The organism is Microvirga sp. 2TAF3 (assembly GCF_052114965.1).
In the GTDB taxonomy this organism is placed as follows: domain Bacteria; phylum Pseudomonadota; class Alphaproteobacteria; order Rhizobiales; family Beijerinckiaceae; genus Microvirga.
The window spans coordinates 60,075-78,786 of record NZ_JBFRFT010000013.1; the positions used below are offsets into that span (position 1 = coordinate 60,075).

Annotated in this window: 18 protein-coding genes; 14 read left to right on the top strand and 4 right to left on the bottom strand. The window is 57.9% G+C overall.

Features of this window, described 5'->3' with window-relative positions; genetic code table 11:
* Positions 1-8: 8 nt before the first annotated feature.
* Positions 9-266 (bottom strand): hypothetical protein, encoded by a 258-nt coding sequence (locus AB4Y97_RS13950; RefSeq protein WP_441999650.1) that lies wholly within the window; start codon positions 264-266, stop codon positions 9-11.
* 143 nt (positions 267-409) lie between these two features.
* Between AB4Y97_RS13950 and AB4Y97_RS13955 the strand changes: the two genes are divergently transcribed.
* Complete coding sequence (locus AB4Y97_RS13955) at positions 410-583, top strand: DUF1328 domain-containing protein (protein ID WP_109596226.1); 174 nt, start codon at positions 410-412, stop codon at positions 581-583.
* A gap of 236 nt (positions 584-819) precedes the next feature.
* Here AB4Y97_RS13955 and AB4Y97_RS13960 read toward each other — a convergent pair whose 3' ends face one another.
* Together AB4Y97_RS13960 and AB4Y97_RS13965 are read right to left on the bottom strand one after the other, a co-directional pair.
* Positions 820-1,365 (bottom strand): sigma-70 family RNA polymerase sigma factor, encoded by a 546-nt coding sequence (locus tag AB4Y97_RS13960; RefSeq protein WP_441999651.1) that lies wholly within the window; start codon positions 1,363-1,365, stop codon positions 820-822.
* On the bottom strand, positions 1,362-1,580 hold the full coding sequence (locus AB4Y97_RS13965; RefSeq protein WP_441999652.1) for a NepR family anti-sigma factor: 219 nt from the start codon (positions 1,578-1,580) through the stop codon (positions 1,362-1,364). The genes AB4Y97_RS13960 and AB4Y97_RS13965 overlap by 4 nt, the downstream gene beginning before the upstream one ends.
* 186 nt (positions 1,581-1,766) lie before the next feature.
* On the opposite strand from AB4Y97_RS13965, the gene AB4Y97_RS13970 reads away from it, so the two are divergent.
* The 6 genes from AB4Y97_RS13970 (at position 1,767) to AB4Y97_RS13995 (ending at position 7,427) form a co-directional block, all read left to right on the top strand.
* The gene (locus AB4Y97_RS13970; protein ID WP_441999653.1) at positions 1,767-2,570 is read left to right on the top strand and encodes a response regulator; all 804 of its coding nucleotides are present in this window, start codon (positions 1,767-1,769) and stop codon (positions 2,568-2,570) included.
* A gap of 368 nt (positions 2,571-2,938) precedes the next feature.
* Positions 2,939-3,466 (top strand): hypothetical protein, encoded by a 528-nt coding sequence (locus tag AB4Y97_RS13975; protein ID WP_441999654.1) that lies wholly within the window; start codon positions 2,939-2,941, stop codon positions 3,464-3,466.
* A gap of 41 nt (positions 3,467-3,507) precedes the next feature.
* Positions 3,508-5,343 carry an ABC transporter ATP-binding protein/permease gene (locus tag AB4Y97_RS13980; protein ID WP_441999655.1) on the top strand — a complete coding sequence of 612 codons (1,836 nt, stop codon included), beginning with the start codon at positions 3,508-3,510 and terminating at the stop codon, positions 5,341-5,343.
* A 302-nt stretch (positions 5,344-5,645) separates the two neighbouring features.
* The gene (locus tag AB4Y97_RS13985) at positions 5,646-6,320 is read left to right on the top strand and encodes a PRC-barrel domain-containing protein (protein ID WP_441999656.1); all 675 of its coding nucleotides are present in this window, start codon (positions 5,646-5,648) and stop codon (positions 6,318-6,320) included.
* 294 nt (positions 6,321-6,614) lie between these two features.
* The gene (locus tag AB4Y97_RS13990) at positions 6,615-6,851 is read left to right on the top strand and encodes a hypothetical protein (protein WP_441999657.1); all 237 of its coding nucleotides are present in this window, start codon (positions 6,615-6,617) and stop codon (positions 6,849-6,851) included.
* A 27-nt stretch (positions 6,852-6,878) separates the two neighbouring features.
* Positions 6,879-7,427 (top strand): hypothetical protein, encoded by a 549-nt coding sequence (locus AB4Y97_RS13995; protein WP_441999658.1) that lies wholly within the window; start codon positions 6,879-6,881, stop codon positions 7,425-7,427.
* A 73-nt stretch (positions 7,428-7,500) separates the two neighbouring features.
* Here AB4Y97_RS13995 and AB4Y97_RS14000 read toward each other — a convergent pair whose 3' ends face one another.
* Positions 7,501-7,695, bottom strand: coding sequence for a general stress protein (locus tag AB4Y97_RS14000; protein WP_441999659.1), 195 nt, complete (start codon positions 7,693-7,695; stop codon positions 7,501-7,503).
* A 1,094-nt stretch (positions 7,696-8,789) separates the two neighbouring features.
* Here AB4Y97_RS14000 and AB4Y97_RS14005 point away from each other — a divergent pair.
* The 7 genes from AB4Y97_RS14005 (at position 8,790) to AB4Y97_RS14035 (ending at position 18,649) form a co-directional block, all read left to right on the top strand.
* Positions 8,790-9,869: a glycosyltransferase gene (locus tag AB4Y97_RS14005; protein ID WP_441999660.1), complete on the top strand. Its 1,080-nt coding sequence runs from the start codon at positions 8,790-8,792 to the stop codon at positions 9,867-9,869.
* A 3-nt stretch (positions 9,870-9,872) separates the two neighbouring features.
* A complete protein-coding gene (gene asnB / locus AB4Y97_RS14010) occupies positions 9,873-11,774 on the top strand; it encodes an asparagine synthase (glutamine-hydrolyzing) (RefSeq protein ID WP_441999661.1) in 1,902 nt (633 codons plus the stop codon).
* Between the two features lie 616 nt (positions 11,775-12,390).
* Complete coding sequence (locus tag AB4Y97_RS14015; RefSeq protein WP_441999662.1) at positions 12,391-13,386, top strand: NAD-dependent epimerase/dehydratase family protein; 996 nt, start codon at positions 12,391-12,393, stop codon at positions 13,384-13,386.
* A gap of 44 nt (positions 13,387-13,430) precedes the next feature.
* The gene (gene asnB, locus AB4Y97_RS14020; RefSeq protein WP_441999663.1) at positions 13,431-15,302 is read left to right on the top strand and encodes an asparagine synthase (glutamine-hydrolyzing); all 1,872 of its coding nucleotides are present in this window, start codon (positions 13,431-13,433) and stop codon (positions 15,300-15,302) included.
* A 35-nt stretch (positions 15,303-15,337) separates the two neighbouring features.
* On the top strand, positions 15,338-16,198 hold the full coding sequence (locus AB4Y97_RS14025; protein ID WP_441999664.1) for an ABC transporter permease: 861 nt from the start codon (positions 15,338-15,340) through the stop codon (positions 16,196-16,198).
* The gene (locus tag AB4Y97_RS14030) at positions 16,105-17,592 is read left to right on the top strand and encodes an ABC transporter ATP-binding protein (protein WP_441999665.1); all 1,488 of its coding nucleotides are present in this window, start codon (positions 16,105-16,107) and stop codon (positions 17,590-17,592) included. Before AB4Y97_RS14025 ends, AB4Y97_RS14030 begins: the two co-directional genes overlap by 94 nt.
* Entirely contained in the window at positions 17,585-18,649 is a 1,065-nt protein-coding gene (locus tag AB4Y97_RS14035) for a class I SAM-dependent methyltransferase (RefSeq protein ID WP_441999666.1), read from the top strand. The genes AB4Y97_RS14030 and AB4Y97_RS14035 overlap by 8 nt, the downstream gene beginning before the upstream one ends.
* Positions 18,650-18,712 lie beyond the last annotated feature (63 nt).

An 18,712-nucleotide genomic window follows, 5' to 3' on the forward strand; every position in this document is an offset into this window, starting at 1 on the left:
AAGAAAACTCAGTTCCGATTGCGGATGCGGACGAGAGAAGGTGTCTGCGTCGGCGTCGCCCATACGAAGAAGAGCATCAGCGCGGAAAGCGATCCGCCGATCAGAAAAAGAACCTCTGCGATCTCCGCATGAGAAACCCAGCCTGTAACGGCCGCAAGCCCCGTGAGGATCGTAAACATAAAAAATGCACGCAGGGCAATGGAACGATTCATCGGGTCTGTCTCCCAAGTGTTGTGGGAAACGTACTGTCTGGTCTTGAGTTCCATACTGGCAATGCCTCCTTTTAATACTTTCCTTGTCCCAAGAGAAATACCCCAAATGAGGCTTTATGACGGAACCCTACAGTCGCGCTTCGCGTTAATTACATGTCATCGGCTGGTGCCGATCAAACAGTATGCGAGGTAACATCATGCTCGGTTGGGCTGTCACATTTCTTATCATCGCCCTCGTCGCGGCTCTGTTCGGTTTCGGTGGTATCGCCGGCACAGCAGTCGAGATCGCAAAGCTCATCTTCTTCGTCGCGATCGTCCTGTTCGCCATTTCCGCCGTCATCGGCCTGCTGCGTGGGCGAAATCCGCTTTAGACTTACGAAGCGACCGAAACGGAAACGCCGCCTCACAGGGCGGCGTTTTTCTTGATGGGGCCAAATTCCCTGTGGCGCGAGCCGACACGATCGGCCATGGCGAGGGGACAGGTAAGAGATAAGTCTAGAGCATCGTGCGCAAAGGTGGCCCCGGTTTAGCGGCCACACGATGCTCTCATCAAAGGAGAAAGCATCGGATGATCCTAAAAGTGGAAGCCACTTTTAGGTCCGAGGCTTTAGCCGATGCCCTGCAGGGCCGCGCGGGTCATGCTGTCGGGACCGAGATCGTCCACATCGTCCACATTCAGGAGGGACGCCAGGCGGAAGCGCGCGCGATTGACGCGGCTCTTGATCGTACCGACGGCGCAGCCGCAGATATTGGCGGCCTCCTCATAGGAGAAGCCGGAGGCGCCGACGAGCAGCAGGGCCTCGCGCTGATCGGGCGGGAGTTTTGCAAGCGCGCTGCGGAAATCCTCGAAATCCAGACGGGAGCTTTGCTCCGGCTGGACCTTGAGGCGGCTGGCATAGGACCCATCCGGGTCTTCCACCTCGCGCCGGCGCTTGCGGTATTCGGAATGGAAAAGATTGCGCAGGATCGTGAACAGCCACGCATTGAGGTTCGTGCCGCGCTCGAAGCGATGAAGATTGGAGAGGGCACGCAGGAGTGTGTCCTGCACGAGATCGTCGGCCCGGTCGACCTGACCCGACAACGAGATGGCAAAGGCGCGAAGACTGGGAACGGCGGCGAGAAGGGCCTCTCGGAGAGCCGGCTCCGGAGTCATTTTGCCTTCTCCTTGTCGCTCTTTTCGAGCTGCTCCAGCAGATCCTTGAAGCGATCCGGGACAGGCTGCTGCATCAATTCGTCGTACATGGCGCGCAATTGGTCGCCGATACGTTTCTGACTCACGTTGTCGAGTTTTGGTTCGGTTGCAAGCTTGTCGCCCAAGGACGCCTCCGGAATAACCCGAGCCAGCTTGTTTCCCTTCTCACCCGTCATTGAATTCCCCTTGCGATCCCACAGGATAAAACGGGACGGCTAATCTTGGCAGTATCCGCATATTCATTTTCGAGCAATAACGCTCTTTCTTGCCTTCGGTTCCAAAGAATGGAACTTTCCTGTTTCTGTCGAGTTGAATGGTCCGTATCGGTACAACGAGTCAAAAAGCACATTAAGGGGAAGCGAATGTCGACAGCGCAGCTTGTCGTCCAGCATTTACCGTATCTTCGTCGTTACGCACGCGCACTCACCGGCAGCCAGATGGCTGGCGATGCCTATGTGGCAGCCACTCTCGAGACGCTCGTGAGCGAGCCCGATACCATCGGGCCGTCCGGGAACGTTAAGGTCGAGCTTTTTCAGGTTTTTACACGGATTTGGAATTCCCTGTCGGTCAATGGTCGCAGCGAACAGATTCAGCGCGATCTTCCGGCTGAGGTCCGCCTCGGGCAGATCACCCCTCTCCCGCGCCAAGCCTTCCTGCTCTCCTGCCTCGAAGGTTTCGGGGAGGAAGAAGTCGGTCAGATCCTCGACGTCAGCACGGCGACGGTTCGAGAACTCGTCGACGAGGCCGGTCGGGAACTCGCCGCCGATATGGCAACGGATATCCTCATCATCGAAGACGAGCCTTTGATCGCCATGGACCTTGAGGCTCTCGTCGAAGGCCTCGGCCATAATGTCACAGGCGTCGCCCGGACACGCACGGAAGCGGTCAAGCTTGCCTCGACCAAGCGCCCCGGCCTCATCCTGGCCGATATCCAGCTCGCCGACGGCAGCTCGGGTCTCGACGCGGTGAACGACCTTCTCAAGGCTTTCGAGGTTCCGGTCATCTTCATCACGGCCTATCCGGAGCGTTTCCTGACCGGCGAGCGTCCCGAACCCGCCTTCCTCATCGCCAAGCCGTTCCAGCCTGCGAATGTCTCGGCTGTGATCAGCCAGGCGCTGTTCTTCCAGCAGAGCGCTCGCCGCCGGGAAATTCGCGCGACGGCCTGATGATCCGGCGCTTTGCCGAGCATATTTCCAAGTAATCTTTCAATGTAATCTTTCAATCATCGCCCGGCTTTATGGCCGGGCGATTCTTTTTACCCGGAGCATTCGGGTTATTCCGCGTAATAGGGACTCATAAAATCAGCGCGCGATAAATAAAAAAAGACGGGCTCGAAAGCCCGTCTAAAGGTGCCGGCCAATGCACAAGGGGAATGCGGGGAGGACCAGGAGGCCGGTGCTCTGAGAACGCTAGGGCAGGATAAAGGTTCCACTCCTGTTCTTTTAATTCTGCAAAGCAAAAGCCCAGGAACATCGCAGATATGGTCGCGTTGTTTTTGCTGAATAGGCCAAGCTGCATGAGACAGGAGGTGCGAATGTTCAACTTGTCTGCGACCCTGATCGGCGCCGCGGGAAGCGCTTTCCTGGCCGTCAGTTTCGTGCCTGGCGCGTTGAACGATCCGGCCTCCGCCCGTTCGTCCCATGCGGCCCGGGCAGCTCTGACGGAAAACGTCGCCTTCATTGCCAAGGGAGACAGGATCGCCCCTCCTCGCCCCGCGATGGATCAAGCGGCGGTTTCGACGATGGAACGCCTGGACGGCTCCCGCACGACCTTCATGCTGAAGGACCACGATGGCGAGATCCTTTTCCGGCCGGAACCGCTCGCGAACATGGCCTATTCCTTCAAGAGGAATCAGCCGGCAGAAACGCCCAAGGGACAGCCTCAGAACCCTGCCTCAAACCCGCCCGCCAGCCTCCAGCAAACCAAGGACGAGCCTCAAAAGAAGCGCCGGACCCATCCGTTCGGCTGCATGGCATCCGTCAGTCCATTGGCCCAGGCCTCCGCCGACCAAAATCCCAGCCTGTGCCTGGCGTATCTCAAGCCCTCTTCGTTCCGGGGCTGAGCCGCTGAGGACAATCAGCGCAATGATGATCGGAGACTAGCGTGGACGAGAAGGGCGCAACCCTTGAACGGCGTCGGCTTTTCGCCCGCTTCTGGCGAGCGGCTTCGGGATTCTGGACCGGATTGCGGAAGCGTGAGGCATGGTTCCTCACACTTTCTCTTCTGGCCATCATCCTTGGGCAGCTTTTCGTCCAGTATCGGCTGAACGTCTGGAACCGTGACATTTTCAACGCCCTCGAGAAGCGGGACATCTCCCTTGTCGGGTGGCTCGCCTTGTTATTCGTGCCGCTGGCCCTGGCCGCTGTCGCCTTCAATGTCGCCTCCGTGTGGGGGCGGCTGACGACCCAGCGCGCATGGAGAGCCTGGCTTACCGATTACCAGATCGACCGCTGGCTGAAGAATGGGCGTTATTACCAGCTCAATCTTGTCAAAGGGCAGCATCAGAACCCGGAATTCCGCATCGCCGACGATACCCGCATCGCCACGGAATCGCCTGTCGATTTCGCCTTCGGCGTCACCACGGCCGTGCTGACGGCAATCACCTTCATCACCGTACTCTGGGCCGTGGGCGGCTCCATCTCCTTCCAGTTGGGCGGCCGGACGATCCATGTCCCCGGCTATCTCGTCTTCGTGGCCGTTGCCTATTCCATCATCACCACTGTCGCGATGCTGTTCATCGGCCGCCGCTTCGTCCATGTGGCCGAGGGCAAGAACCAGGCCGAGGCGGAATTCCGCTATGCGGTGACACGTTTGCGCGAGAACGGCGAAAGCATCGCCCTGCTTGGCGGTGAGCCCGAGGAGCGCAGCGGACTGAGCATCGCGCTCGGCCATGTCATCATGCAATGGCGGGAGCTGTGCGGGCAATATCTCCGCACGACCGTGGTGTCTTACGGTAACTTCGTCCTGGCTCCGGTCATTCCGATCATCCTGTGTTCGCCGAAGTATCTGGCCGGGACCATGTCGCTGGGAGAGGTCATGCAGGCCTCAACGGCCTTCGTGACGGTCCAGCAATCCTTCAACTGGCTCGTCGAGAACTATCCGAAACTGGCCGATTGGACGGCTTCGGCCAATCGCGTCGCCGGGCTGATTGTATCCCTGGATCGGCTCGAACTGGCCGAAAAGCCCGGCCTCGGCCGTATTCGGCGGGAGGAGGGCGGGGAGGCGGCCCTTCAGCTTCGCGGGCTATCCGTCACCCTCGACGACGGGACGGCGGTTGTCGGCGAGACGCAAGTCGAGATCCATCCTGGTGAAAGGGTGCTCGTGGTCGGCGAATCCGGTGCCGGCAAAAGCACCCTCATCCGCGCCATCGCAGGCCTTTGGCCCTGGGGGGAGGGGGAAATCCTCATCCGGAAAGGGGCAAAGCTCTTCTTCATGCCGCAACGGCCCTACGTCCCCATCGGCACGCTGAAGCATGCGGTGGCCTATCCCAACCCCGCCGAAAGCCTGGCCGACGACGAGGTCCGCAGCGCCCTGAAGGATGCCGGACTGGGCCATCTGGCCGGCCGCATCAACGATCAAGGCGTTCCCTGGGAGCGCACGCTTTCCGGAGGCGAACAGCAGCGTCTGGCCTTCGCGCAGCTTTTCCTCCAGCGGCCGGATATCATCGTGATGGACGAAGCGACCTCGGCGCTCGATCCGGAAACGCAGGATGTCCTGATGAATCGCATGATCCAGCGTCTTCCGCATGCGGCCATGATCAGCGTGGGGCATCGCCCGGAGCTTGAGGCGTTCCACAACCGCCGCCTCGTCCTTGCGCGACGCAAGGAGGGGGCGCGGCTCGTGGCCGATGAAGTTCTCTCTCCGCGGACCTTCGCCTTGAGGCGCGCCTTGGCGCTTCTTTTCCGCCGGCCGAGCACCTCAGGCGCGCAGGGCGAGTGACCGTCGAGCCTAAAGCCAAGGCGGGATTGGATTCACCTTCGGCGGGAACAAATTCAGAAGCTGAATGTTTCCAAGCGTATCTTGATGACAGGGGCCACTCCAATTGGGAGTGGTCCAATCATGGTTGGAAGTATGTTAGTATTATTTGGTTAGTCTGTCATAGTTAACATTATTAATGTTATAAATATGCGATTGAAAAAACCTCGTTTTAATCGATATTTGTCGGAACGACATTGCCAAGATTGCGTTTAACCGACACGCGCTCAGGCGTATCATGCGGATTACTTTAAGGAGATTATGCAATGCTCAAGAAGCATATGGCTGCCTGTCTTGTCGCCACCATCTTCGCGGCGCCTGCCTTCGCCCAGACTTCGACTTCCCCCTCCAATCCTTCGACCTCGGGCGCTCCCGCTGTGAAGCAGGACATGACCAATCCGCCTGCGAACCCGGCCATGAACTCGTCGGCCGCCCCGGCCGGCGCCATGAGCGGCCAGTTCATGACCCAGCTCCAGGGCGACCAGATGATGGCTTCCGACCTGATCGGCACGAAGGTCATCAGTGCCAATAACGAGTCGATCGGCGACATCAACGACGTCATCGTCGATCGCAAGGGTCAGGCCGTGGCCGCCGTGGTCGGCGTGGGTGGCTTCCTGGGGATCGGCGAGAAAGACGTGGCCGTTCCGTTCAACTCGCTGGAATTCGCCACCCGCGAGCAGGTGCGCGCCATGAACAACAACAAAAGCACGATGAACACGACCGGAAACAATGTTTCGACGACGGGCTCGACGGCGACGAACAATAATGCCGTCAACGCCACGGGTTCGACCACGACTGCTACCGGCGCGACGGCAAACAGCGCCAACAACGAGCCGGAGCGGGTCATCCTGCGGATGACGAAGGCCGAACTCCAGGCTGCTCCGAGCTTCGACAAGGATCGAAACGATGCCGTGACGGGCACGGCCGCGCCGAAGCAATAACCGGCTGGCGCCGATCATCTCTCCGGACGGGAAGCGGCGCCTGGGGCTTCAGGCGCCGTTTTTCGTTGAAAATGAAGGGAAAAACGAAAGAAAAAGGCGCGGTCGTGAGACCGCGCCTTAAAAGGTGCCGGCCCAGGGGGCATTCGAGCCGGTTGTAGGCATAACGTCCGTCAAAACCGTAGGTTCCAAAAAATTTCAAAAAATTTTTGCCGGCGCGATTCCGGACGCATTGCCGCAGAAGGAACCCGTCCTGGCCCGGCACGTTGCCCCCGCAGTTGCGGAGAAAGCAAGGCCATGACAGCGACCAATGAACTCGACGCCATTCTGTGCCAGGAGAGCATCCCTGACGAATTTTCCGGTCTTGCGTCCAGTTCCTCGCCCCGGGACAAGTCCCCGGTGGCCTTCATGTTGAGTGGGATCGTGCGAACCCGCCAACAGGATGGCGTGATGTGCCCGCTGATGCTTCGACGCCACCTCGTTGTTCCGGCCCGGCAGAGCACCTTGGCCGGCGAGGCGGGAAGGCATGTCTGAGATTTGAAAACGCAGGTCGGTTCGCCCATGGACGAAAACAGAGCACATTTCGCCAAGGTAGGTTCCGTCGCAATTCTGTTTCATCCATCCACCGTGCCGCTCATCGATACGTTCCGGTCCCTCGATAGCCTTGAAGGCCCGTGCAATATCCACGTGCTCGATGAGCCGGAGCGGGAACTTGCTCGGTTCATCTCTCCCCAGGCGGCCAAGTCCATCGTGTCCGATGCCATGCTGCTCGCCTTTGCTTTGGGCCAGCAGAGAGGGCAGCCGCTGACCTACGGACCTTTGAAGTCGCGGCAGGGCAGCCCGGATGAATATTGCCTTCTGACATTGATCGGCGCTTCCCGCGATCCAGGCTCGCAGCTGGCTCTCGAGGCCGCAGCCGCCTTGGGAATGGCTTCTGCAGATTACATAACGTCCCTTGCCGGCAGCCTTCTGCGGCAGATCGACGGGGCTGGCCTCGTCCTCGCAATGCCCGGTTTGTCTGAATTTCGGGCCGTCGTCGGCGATTGCTTGTTCATTGAGGGTCGCTTTGAGGAATTCCGGAATTTTTCAGGCTTTACCTTTCAGAGCTGATCCTTATGCCGCGCGGTGAAGCGCAAAAATAAAGGGGCCGTTCAACGGCCCCTTTAAATAATGAGGGTTGCCATCATTCCTGGGGTGAGCGGTTGCTGCCTGAAGCCTGGCCTCCTTTACGGCCTGCCTCGGAAGCCAATTCGCGGTCCTGGGAAAACGATCGCTTCTCGGCCGGGACGCTCTTCCCGCCCTTGCTCGCAATCTCGCGCTGCCGGTCTCCATCCATCGACGCGAAGCCACGCTTCGAAGTCGAACTTCCTGTCGCCATCACAAGCCTCCTAAGCGGTTAACTCTGCTTTGAAAACCACGGGCTGTTTGGATGGTTCCGCACTGTCTTAACTGTTTCCTGGCTGGATTGGGTAAGGTGCCGCAAAGTGAACTTTAGTTATGCTTTGAGATGACGATCGTTGCCAGGAGAGATCAAGACTATTGTCCTCTGAGCAAGAGGTTTGCAATTACGCGCACACATGTTGCCGACAAAAAGATTGGCATATATTTAAGATGTGAAAAGCTTTAAGAAGTAAAACTGTAGATTATTCGTGTGATATTTTGGGTGGGTTGAATCCAGAAGGCGGCGGTTTCAAAGGAGAGCCGTCTGCGGGGAGTGCTAGGCACCTGCCAGCTATGTTGAGTGGGCCGGTCGAGATATATCGAAAACCTCCTTGAATCGGACTCATATTCAGCCGTTTAAAAGGCTGTGCTGCGCGACTGGGACCGGAAAACCGACCATCTTGCTGCTCTCGGGCAGGTGGGCAACTACAGGGGCGCAAAACTTGTGCTCGGTATCCGCCTTCTGCCTCGCTCCTCATCGCGGCAACCGTCTTTTATACTCAATCCGTGAGTCTTGAGCGTAGCTCAGCCGTTACCCTAGACAGATCCGAACTCATCTTCTATTGCATCTGGTTTGTTCTGGAGCCTTCCGCTTCGACCCTGAGCGACACGCCCTTATTCATCATGGATAAAAGTAATTCTTTGCAGGTTTCTGGCGAAAATCCACTTGGGAAAGACCTCTCGATTGGGATCATTGCGCTTTCGCAAATCGCCGACGATCCTCGCGTGCGTCGACAGGGCGATGCCTTCCGCAAGGCCGGCTGGAATGTGATTGGAATTGGTTTGGAGGGCTCCAAGTCGGCCTCGCCGGCATGGCCGATTCTGACTGAGGCTAACCTTCCACCTAAAAGAATTGAGCATGGCAACGTCGAGGAACGGATTGCGCCGCCGCCTCGCGCAAAATTCCTGCCTGACGGACTGACAACGGGTCAAAAGCTCGTTCGGCTCGCGCTGGCTCCGGATCAGCTTTACTTCGCCGTCCGCAAGCGAGTCGTCGTTGCGGGGAGACGCGCAGGCCTGAAGGCCCCAGATATGGCCCGTATCAGTAAGGCTGTGGCTCGGCGATCGGGGTTGTCCTGGGCGAAGAAGCAAGGCATCCGCCGGCTCGGCCAGATGCGTTATATGGTGCGCATGCAGGCGCCACGGCTCTTTCCCAAGGCAGGGGAGACAGCTTTCTGGAGACTCAATAGCCGCTTTGATGATCTCTATCAGCTGGGTGCGGACCGCAAGCCGGATATCTGGCTTGCCAATGATTGGACGGCGCTTCCAATTGCTCGCCGTCTGGCTCGAGAGCATGGCGCAGTACTTGTCTACGACACGCACGAGCTTGCTGCCGATGAATATACCGAGCGGCTTCGCTGGCGCCTCCTCCACCGCCCGGTCACCGTGGCAGTCGAACGCGAGTGCATGAAGGAGGCCGCCCTTGTAACTTGTGTCTCGGACGGGATCGCGGATCGTCTGCAGGAACTGTACAGGCTGAGAAAGCGCCCTCTCGTTATCCGCAACACCCCTACCTATCAGGAGATGCCGTTCCGCCCTACGGGCGAGCGGATCGAGGTTCTATACCACGGCATCGTCTCTCCCGGGCGCGGCCTGGAGGAGTGCATACACAGCGTTGCAGCATGGCGTCCCGAGTTCAGCCTGACAATTCGGGGACCCTCTTCGGAGGAGTATAAGGCGCGACTTGAGAACGCAATTGTCTCCGCCGGCGTTGCGGAGCGGGTGAAGCTTGTCCCGCCAGTCGCCATGGTCGACTTGGTTCGGGAGGCGAATGCCTTCGACGTCGGGCTTTTCGCCCTGCCGGATCACTCGCGGCACAATCGCTTCGCCCTTCCGAACAAGTTCTTCGAATATACGATGGCGGGCTTGGCCCTGTGCGTTTCGGATTTGCCGGAAATGGCGCGCCTCGTAAAAGAGCACGAGCTCGGGGTTCTTTTCTCGGGAATGGACCCGGCGGTCATTGCCGCGGCGATCAATTCGCTCGACCGGGCTTCCATCGACCGATACAAGCGCCTGTCACTGGAGGCGGCCCGCCAGTTGAACTGGCAAAAGGAGAGCGAAACCCTCGTTTCTCTTTGCGCAAAGCTTGTCGGCGCCAATCGAAAGACTTGAACGATGTGCGGACTCTTCGGATCTATCGGCTTTCAGCCTGAGCGTGATCGGATCGATCGCATCTCTCATAGAGGCCCGGATGGGACAGGCTGGCAGGAATTCGCCTCCGCTGCCGGCCCGGTCGCGCTCGGCCACCGCCGTCTTGCCATCATCGACGTCAGCGATGCCGGTCTCCAGCCGATGTCGGACGAATCCGGCCGCTTCAACCTCGTGTTTAACGGTGAGATTTACAACTACCTCGAGTTGCGGGACGAGCTGCGCGCAAAGGGGCATTTCTTTAAGTCGGACAGTGACAGCGAGGTGCTGCTGGCCTCCTATCAGGAGTGGGGAGAGGCCTGTCTTGACCGCTTCCTGGGCATGTTCGCCTTTCTGATCTGGGATGCTCGTGACAAGCGTCTTTTCGCGGCCCGCGACCGTTTCGGCATCAAGCCCCTCTACATCGTCTCCAATCCCCGCGGCATCGCCTTCGCCTCTGAGATCAAACAGCTTCTCGGCCTGCCGGGGATCGAAAACCGCATGAATCTGGCCCGGGTGAGAGACTTCCTCGCCTCAGGCATCAGCGATCACACACCCGAGACGATGTTCGAGGGCGTCATACAGCTTCAGGCAGGCTGCTGCGTTACCATCGATGCGTCCCGCTCCCTGTCCGGGAGCTGCGAACCTCGCCGGTGGTACAAGATCCCCACCCACTCGACGCTTGAGATCTCCGAGGCAGAGGCTGCCGACCGGTTCCGGGAGTTGCTGACTGATTCCGTCCGCATGCACCTGCGCTCCGACGTTCCGGTCGGATCGTGCCTGTCGGGGGGGCTCGACTCCTCCGCGATCGTCTGCCTTATGTCGGATATGCTCGCCGACGAGGGCGAGGGAGCGCGGGTCAACACAGTCTCCGCCTGTTACGCCGAGAAGAGCGTCGACGAGAAGCCCTTCATGGAAGCGGTCGTCGGCAAAACCGGCGCCAATCCTCATTACATCTTTCCCCGCGCCGAAGAGGTCTTCAAGCGGGCAGGGGATATCACCTGGCATCAGGACGAGCCGTTCGGCTCAACCTCGATTTTTGCTCAATGGTGCGTGTTCGAGGAGGCGAAGAAGGCAGGCATCAAGGTCATGCTCGATGGCCAGGGCGCCGACGAGCAGCTCGCCGGCTATCATTCCTCCTATGTCTATTACATGTCGGACCTGATCCGGCGGCGCGACTACGTCACCTTGCTGCGCACGATGGTGGAGCGCGACCGGATCCACGGGGTCTCCTTCGTCGAGCAGTTCAAGCGCTTTATCGGGCCGGTTCTGCCGCCGCAGCTGCGCACTTTCCTGCTCCGGCAGCGCCAAGCTCTTGTCAATCACGACTGGATGGGCTCGGAGGCCCTGCGGCCGCTGCAAAACCAGCCCGGAGCACTGGAGGTGGCGAGCCAAGTCAACGGCCTCCCGCCAATCACAGACATCGCGACCCTGTGCGTGGTCCTGACTTTCGCGTCCAATCTCCAAATGCTCCTGCATTGGGAGGATCGCAATTCCATGGCGCACTCCATCGAGGCGCGGGTGCCATTCCTCGATCATCGCCTGGTCGAGTTCAATCTTGCCCTCGGCAATTCGCACAAGATCGTACGCGCCGACACGAAGCGGGTGCTGCGCCGGGCCATGAGCCATACCCTTCCGGAGAGCGTCCGCGAGCGCCGCGACAAGCTCGGCTTCTCCACACCGGAGGAGATCTGGTTCCGTGGCCCTCTCAAGGGCATGATCTTGGATGGTGTCGAGGCAACCCTCAAGCGCTACCCGGATCTGCTGGAGCCCAAAGGCACCCGCGCTCTCGTCTCCGACATGCTGGAGGGACGGCGCCCTGTCGATTTCACCCTCTGGCGCATCGTCAACATGGGCATCTGGGGCGAGCGCTTCGGGGTAACGTTGTAGGTGAGGCGATAGAATCGTCGAATTGGGCTGATATGGCAGCGCACGCGGAAGAGCAGGGGCTATCTCTTCCGATCGTAAGCCTATCAAGCGCTCAGGGTCAGTAATGATCGTGATGCATGATCTCATCGCTCATCACGGTCCGACAAAAGTGGTCTCCGGCTGTCCTAGAGCATCGTGCGCAAAAGTGGACCGGTTTTGGGCCACACGATGCTCTCATCAAAGGAGAATGCATCGGATGATCCTAAAAGTGGAAGCCACTTTTAGGTCCGAGGCTTTAAGATCATTCCTGCGGTCGGATCATCGCCGGCGGGGTTTTGATAGCCGGCGACGGTACGTCACACCCCGAGTCTCTACGGAACCGTGCGAGCGCCCGTGCCGAGCAGAAAGCCGAAGGTGTTAGTGGGCGTGTGTTACTACCTGTCATCGGTGCTGCACCGGCTGTGCTAGCTTAATCCTTGTACTGTTGCTTATCGGATGATGGTCAGCATTACGGCCTGCGATTATTGGGCTAGATTTTTAGGATTAAATACCTGGTAATGTTAGGTCTTTGTTGACAAGACTGGCACTGCAGCTTAGTGAGCCCGACTGCTTGAGGTGGACGAGAGGACGTGACAAAATGGACATTCGGGGCAAAAAACTTGTTCTGGTCGGCGGCGCGGGCTTGATTGGATCGCACGTCGTTGATGAACTCCGAAAGGAGGATGTCGGCCAGATTCTCATATACGACAATTTTGTCCGGGGGACCGTCGAGAACCTTGCCGATTCCCTTCGCGATCCGCGCGTGAAGATCTTCGACGTCGGAGGCGACGTCTGCCAGCCCGATATCCTGAATGCAGCGCTGAAGGACGCCGACGGTGTCTTCCATCTTGCCGCGCTCTGGCTCCTGCAATGTCACGAATACCCCCAGTCGGCGTTCCGCGTGAACGTTGAGGGAACCTTCAACGTGATCGACGCATGTGTGAAGAACGGGGTAAAACGTCTCGTCTACTCGTCATCTGCGTCCGTTTACGGCGATGCTGTCGAGGAGCCGATGTCCGAGGACCATCCATTCAATAACAAGAACTTCTATGGCGCCACGAAGATCGCCGGAGAAGCGATGGTCCGGGCCTTCCATCACCGCTACGGCCTTGACTACGTCGGAATGCGGTACATGAACGTCTATGGGCCTCGGCAGGATTACCGTGGGGCCTACATTGCCGTCATCATGAAGATGCTCGATGCCATCGATCGGGGTGAAGGGCCGACGATCCTCGGCGATGGTACCGAAGCCTTCGATTTCGTCTCGGTTCGCGATTGCGGCCGCGCCAACGTATGCGCCATGAAAGCTGATGCGACGGATCGCTTCTACAATGTCGGTACGGGTCGGCGCACTTCCCTCAAGGAACTCGCCGAGATGCTTCTTCGCCTGACGGGCTCCGATCAAAAGGTCCAGTTCGCGCCCCGGAGCCAGGCGACGCTTGTTCGGAACCGCATCGGTTGCCCGAAGCGCGCTGCCGAGGAGATCGGTTTCGTGGCAACGACCACGCTCGAGCAGGGCCTGGGAGAACTCATCACATGGCGGGCGCAGCACATGGAAGAGGTCGCGGTGCGTCGGCAAAAGTCTGCTGCCTGACCTGAGCCTTACTTCATCCGGGGCCATTTGAGAAAGCATAGGATATGTGCGGCATCGCCGGCATTTTTCATCGCAATGGTGAGCCCGCGTCTGCCACTCGTCTGAAGGCGATGTGCGATGCGATTGCGCATCGCGGCCCCGACGGCGAGGGTCAGATCGTGTACGGGCCGGTCGGCCTTGGGCATCGTCGCCTTGCCATCATCGATCTGTCGCCGCTCGGGCGACAGCCTATGGTTACGCAGGATGGCCGCTTCAGCCTTACCTTTAACGGGGAGATCTACAATTTCAATGAGTTGCGGGCACAGCTTGCGGCGCGCGGTTGCACGTTCGTCTCGCGATCGGACACCGAGGTGTTGCTGCAGGCTTTCGCAACTTGGGGGCTTGATGCGCTCCCGCGACTGAACGGGATGTTTGCATTTGCGATCTGGGATACTGAAGCGAAGGTGCTAACGCTCGCCAGGGACAGGTTTGGAGTCAAGCCGGTCTATTATGCCGAGGCTGAGGGCACGTTCCTTTTTGCTTCCGAGATCAAAGGGATTCTAGCGCATGGCGCGATCGCTTCGGGACTGAATCCCGAGGCGCTCGTCGAGTACTTTACATTCCAGAATTTCTTCACTGACGGCACCCTTTTTCGGAACGTCCGCTTGCTGCCGCACGGATGCTACCTTCAGGTTCGGCCTGGGGATCGGAATGCCGTTCCGGTGCGTTACTGGGACTACCATTTCGAGGAACCGTCTCAAGTAGCGAACAAAGATGAACTCATTGATCAGTTAGATCATCTCTTCATGCAGGCGGTATCGCGGCAACTGATCAGCGATGTCGATGTCGGTTGCTACCTTTCGGGCGGTATGGACTCCGGCTCGATAGCTGCCGTAGCGTCGAAGCAACTGTCCAATATGAAGAGTTTTACTGTGGGCTTTGACGTCAGCTCGGCGTCCGGCGTGGAAGTCGGGTATGACGAGCGTGTCGCCGCAGAATACATGTCCTATCTCTTCAAGTCCGAGCATTACGAGATGGTCTTGAAGGCAGGCGACATGGAGCGGGCGCTTCCGAAGCTTGCCTGGCATCTTGAGGAGCCTCGGGTCGGACAGTGCTATCCGAACTTCTACGCCGCAAAGCTCTCAAGCAGGTTCGTGAAGGTCGTGATGTCAGGGGCGGGAGGCGACGAACTCTTTGCTGGATATCCGTGGCGTTATTATCGCGCTGTTACAAGCGATGACTTTGAGGATTACGTCAACAAATACTACGCCTTCTGGCAGCGGCTTGTCCCCGAGCAGCTTCTGCCGGACGTCCTGGCGCCTATCTGGAGCGACGTCAAACACGTCTCAGCGAAAGAAATTTTCAGGAGCGTTTTCCAGGAACATGCCAGCAAGCTCACTCGGCCAGAGGACTACGTCAATCATTCGCTTTATTTCGAGGCGAAGACGTTCCTGAACGGCCTGCTTGTCGTTGAGGACAAGCTTAGCATGGCGCATTCGCTCGAAACCCGAGTGCCGTTCCTGGACAACGATCTCGCCGACTTCGCAATGAGGCTGCCTGCCGGCCTGAAGCTTGGAAATCTCAGTGAGGTTGTGCGCATCAACGAGAACGAACCGGGCGGAAAACACGAGCGATATTTCGAGCGCACACGCGATGGAAAACTCATCCTCCGGGAGATGATGGCCCGTCACATTCCTTCGAAGATCGTGGACCGCGTTAAGCAGGGCTTCTCAGCACCTGACGCGAGCTGGTTCAAGGGCGAGAGCATCGACTACGTTCGCCGCCGTCTGTTCAATAGCAATGCGCGTATTTATGACTTCCTGGACAAGCGAACGATCCAGAGCCTTGTTACCGACCATCTTGAAGGGCGTGAGAATCGCCGCCTGCTAATCTGGTCCCTGCTCAACTTTGAACAATTTTGCGAGGAATACCTTTGACCGGCTTACCATTGACTGCCTCAAGATTACTATCGGTGCCGGCGATCATGCTCGGCATCCTTAGGCGGGGCTTTTCCCCCACGCAAATGCTCGCCGCCTCCAAGGACGCGCTGAGAAACCTCTGGACTTACCGCGCCCTATGCCGGGAACTCGTTCGCCGGGATCTGATCGGTCAGTATGCGGGGCAGTTACTCGGCTCGTTCTGGGTGGTTGGACACCCTCTGTTTCTGCTCCTCGTCTACATCTTCGTGTTCGTCGTCGTCATGAAGGTCAAACTGGCAATGTCTGTCCAGATGCCTCGAGACTACACGAACTATATCCTTGCCGGTCTTGTCCCGTGGTTGTCCATTCAGCAATTGCTGACGCGCAGCACGACCGTTCTCATCGCTCAGGCCAACCTCGTGAAACAAGTCGTGTTTCCGATGGAGCTGCTGCCGTTCGGCGCAGTATTTGTGACGATGGTCCCACTTTTCGTCGGCATGGTTGCTCTGATCATTTATCAATTTCTGGGCGGTCTTGGGGTGCCGATAACTGTCCTTCTCGCCCCACTCTTCGTCGGCGGGCTCTTCCTATTTCTCTCGGGACTTTCTTTCATCTTATCGTCGATAACGCCATTTTTCCGCGACCTTAAAGACTTCATTGTCGCATTTACGGTTGCGGGCGTGTTCCTTGTTCCTGCAGTCTACCTGCCTGACTGGGTCCCTGAAACGTTTGCCCCAATCATTTACATCAACCCCTTCAGCTACCCGATCTGGGTCTTCCAGGACATTTTCTACTATGGTCGTTTCGAGCACCCGTGGGCTTGGGTGCTGTTTTTCAGCTTTGCGGTCATAGTTTTCGCTGTTGGTTGCCGGATGTTCCGAAAGATCCGGCCTTACATTGCCAATGTTCTTTAAGGATTTGCGTGATGAACCTTGCTATCAATACAGCGGATCTTCAGACGGTTCCGGCCCCAAGGGAGCCGGTAATCACGGTCAAGAACCTTTCCAAAGCTTACCAGATATATGCCAATCCGCGTGACGTGATCTATGAATTGATCGCGCGGAAGCCGCGATCGCGCGAGCATTGGGCCCTGTCAGATGTGTCGTTCGATATTTATCCGGGCGAGGTGATCGGCATCATTGGCGCAAACGGAGCCGGAAAGAGCACATTGCTTAAGATCCTGGCCGGGACCTTGACCCCGACCACAGGAACGGCGCAGGTGAACGGACGGATGTCGGCGATCCTGGAACTCGGCACAGGCTTCCATCCGGATTTCAGCGGACGTGAGAATATCATTACCGGCGGCATGTGCCTTGGCATGTCTCGTGAGGAGATCGAGGCAAAGATTCCCGAAATCATAGCGTTCGCGGAACTGGGGCATGTGATCGACTATCCGTTCAAAACCTATTCGAGCGGAATGCAGTCCCGGCTCACATTCGCGACCGCGATTCATGTCAATCCCGATATATTGATCATCGACGAGGCACTAGCGGCCGGGGACGCCTACTTTGCAGCCAAGAGTTTCCGACGCATCCAGGAAATCTGCGATAGCGGCGCCACGGTCATCTTTGTAAGCCACGGCTCCGCGCAGGTCGCACAGCTCTGCGACAGGGCCATCTGGCTCGATGGGGGAGGCGTGCGGGAAATCGGGCCCGCGCGGGAAGTCACGCGCAACTACGACTACGAGGTCCATATGCGGATCTCTGGCGAGCAGGGGAAGCTCGTTGAAGTCGCGTCCAACGAGCTTCGGGCCGACAATCAAGCTGCGGCTGGAAGCCAAGTCACGGCTTTTCGGCGAGGTCCCATCGTCATCGACCGCATTTCGCTGCGGGATGCAGACGGATCGGAGCGATATGCGTTCCGGACGTGGGAGGACATCGTAATCGATGTCGAGTATCATTGCGAGGGCGAGATTCCGGAGGGAACCCTCGGGATGGCCGTCGGCATAGAAAGGGCAAAAGATCTCGTCCTTGTTTCACAGGTCAGCACGTGCAATCTGTCTGGCAACGAGGCGCTGAGCTTCGATCTGGCCTATGACGAGGCCCCATTCCGGCGTCGGGCAGGGCGAGAGGGACGTGTCTCGCTTACGCTGACAGCGAACCAACTGCTTGCGGGTGACTACATCCTATCCATCGGGCTGTTGGAGAATATTCCTTACAATGTCGAATTCTACGAATATCACCATCGCGTCTACAAGATGAGGATCGTCCAGACTGGATACCCGTCCGAGGCTCTCTTTTTCCCTATCGTCAAATGGGAACACCTGACGGCTGAACCCCCGCAGGGCGGTGAGGACCAAAATGGCTGACGTTGCCGCCGAGGAAACGCAAAACCGGCTGGTCCGCGTTTTTAAGAATGCATATCGGTTCGCGAAGAGCCTGAGAGGACTCCCGTATCAGGTAAGCAATCTGGAGGCGGTCACCGCAGACATTCAGAAGAGAACTTTTATTCTCGCGGGGCAGCTTGAAGATTGTTTGCGCGTAAGTACTTCTGTTGGCGAAACAACGAAAAGTATCGAGCAAGTCCTGTCGGAATTAGCTGTCAAATTTGGTGACGTCAGCGAGGAGTCCACGAGCCGTCTCGACACGATAGCGCAGGCTTTGCAGCAATCGTCGAGCGAAATCGAGGCGCTCAGGCGAGAGGCCAAGCGCAATGTAAGGCGTGTGTCATTTCTGATGAATGCAAAAGCTCCCGTGTTGTCGGAGCCGGATCGGAGCGTGTCGTTTCCTGAGATCCTCGAACGATTGGAGCGCGACTATCCGAAGGTGTACCCGATATGGAAGGTATTGTTCGACAATGCGATTCCCCTCTATCGGAATGATCCCGACGCAAATCTGAGTACGGCAAATCACCCAACTGCAGGTCGGTTCAGGGATTGGGTACGCCTGCACGCCTATGGGAGACTGCTTGACATCGGGTGCGGCCCCGTACCCGTGCCTTATTATCTCGACGGTTACGACCTGACGCTAGTCGCTGGGCTCGATCCGCTTGAGGAGCGCGAAATCCATCCATTTCAATTCTATCGAGGCTGCGCGGAGTACCTTCCTTGGCCGGATGGTTCATTCGAGACGGTTATCGTCGCAACTTCTCTTGATCATGTTATTTCTTTAAAAAAGACCCTCTCGGAAATCCGTAGAGTGCTTTCACCTTCGGGCGTTTTCATCCTGTGGATCGGATTTATCCCGGGAGGCAAGTATTTAGATCCGCACCCAGAGGTGGAGCCGACGCCGATTGACAACTATCACTTGTTTCATTTCGATCGGCCCTGGTTCCAAGAGATCATGGCGGAGTATTTCACTTTTGAGGCGGCTCAGCACATTGACATCGAACAAAATTTTTATGTTTATTCGCGATCCGAAGTGTGACGAAGGGGGCTGACCTAAGCTATTTGGGCGCGATGACGTGGAGAACTATTGCCATTTCAGCTT

Coding starts and splice junctions, on each gene's coding strand:
- AB4Y97_RS13975 (WP_441999654.1), top strand. CDS start 2,939: ATGTTCAACTTGTCTGCGACCCTGATCGGCGCCGCGGGAAGCGCTTTC.
- AB4Y97_RS13955 (WP_109596226.1), top strand. CDS start 410: ATGCTCGGTTGGGCTGTCACATTTCTTATCATCGCCCTCGTCGCGGCT.
- AB4Y97_RS13960 (WP_441999651.1), bottom strand. CDS start 1,365: ATGACTCCGGAGCCGGCTCTCCGAGAGGCCCTTCTCGCCGCCGTTCCC.
- asnB (WP_441999663.1), top strand. CDS start 13,431: ATGTGCGGCATCGCCGGCATTTTTCATCGCAATGGTGAGCCCGCGTCT.
- AB4Y97_RS13990 (WP_441999657.1), top strand. CDS start 6,615: ATGACAGCGACCAATGAACTCGACGCCATTCTGTGCCAGGAGAGCATC.
- AB4Y97_RS13995 (WP_441999658.1), top strand. CDS start 6,879: ATGGACGAAAACAGAGCACATTTCGCCAAGGTAGGTTCCGTCGCAATT.
- AB4Y97_RS14015 (WP_441999662.1), top strand. CDS start 12,391: ATGGACATTCGGGGCAAAAAACTTGTTCTGGTCGGCGGCGCGGGCTTG.
- AB4Y97_RS14005 (WP_441999660.1), top strand. CDS start 8,790: ATGGCCCGTATCAGTAAGGCTGTGGCTCGGCGATCGGGGTTGTCCTGG.
- AB4Y97_RS13965 (WP_441999652.1), bottom strand. CDS start 1,580: ATGACGGGTGAGAAGGGAAACAAGCTGGCTCGGGTTATTCCGGAGGCG.
- AB4Y97_RS14035 (WP_441999666.1), top strand. CDS start 17,585: ATGGCTGACGTTGCCGCCGAGGAAACGCAAAACCGGCTGGTCCGCGTT.
- asnB (WP_441999661.1), top strand. CDS start 9,873: ATGTGCGGACTCTTCGGATCTATCGGCTTTCAGCCTGAGCGTGATCGG.
- AB4Y97_RS13950 (WP_441999650.1), bottom strand. CDS start 266: ATGGAACTCAAGACCAGACAGTACGTTTCCCACAACACTTGGGAGACA.
- AB4Y97_RS13970 (WP_441999653.1), top strand. CDS start 1,767: ATGTCGACAGCGCAGCTTGTCGTCCAGCATTTACCGTATCTTCGTCGT.
- AB4Y97_RS14000 (WP_441999659.1), bottom strand. CDS start 7,695: ATGGCGACAGGAAGTTCGACTTCGAAGCGTGGCTTCGCGTCGATGGAT.
- AB4Y97_RS13985 (WP_441999656.1), top strand. CDS start 5,646: ATGCTCAAGAAGCATATGGCTGCCTGTCTTGTCGCCACCATCTTCGCG.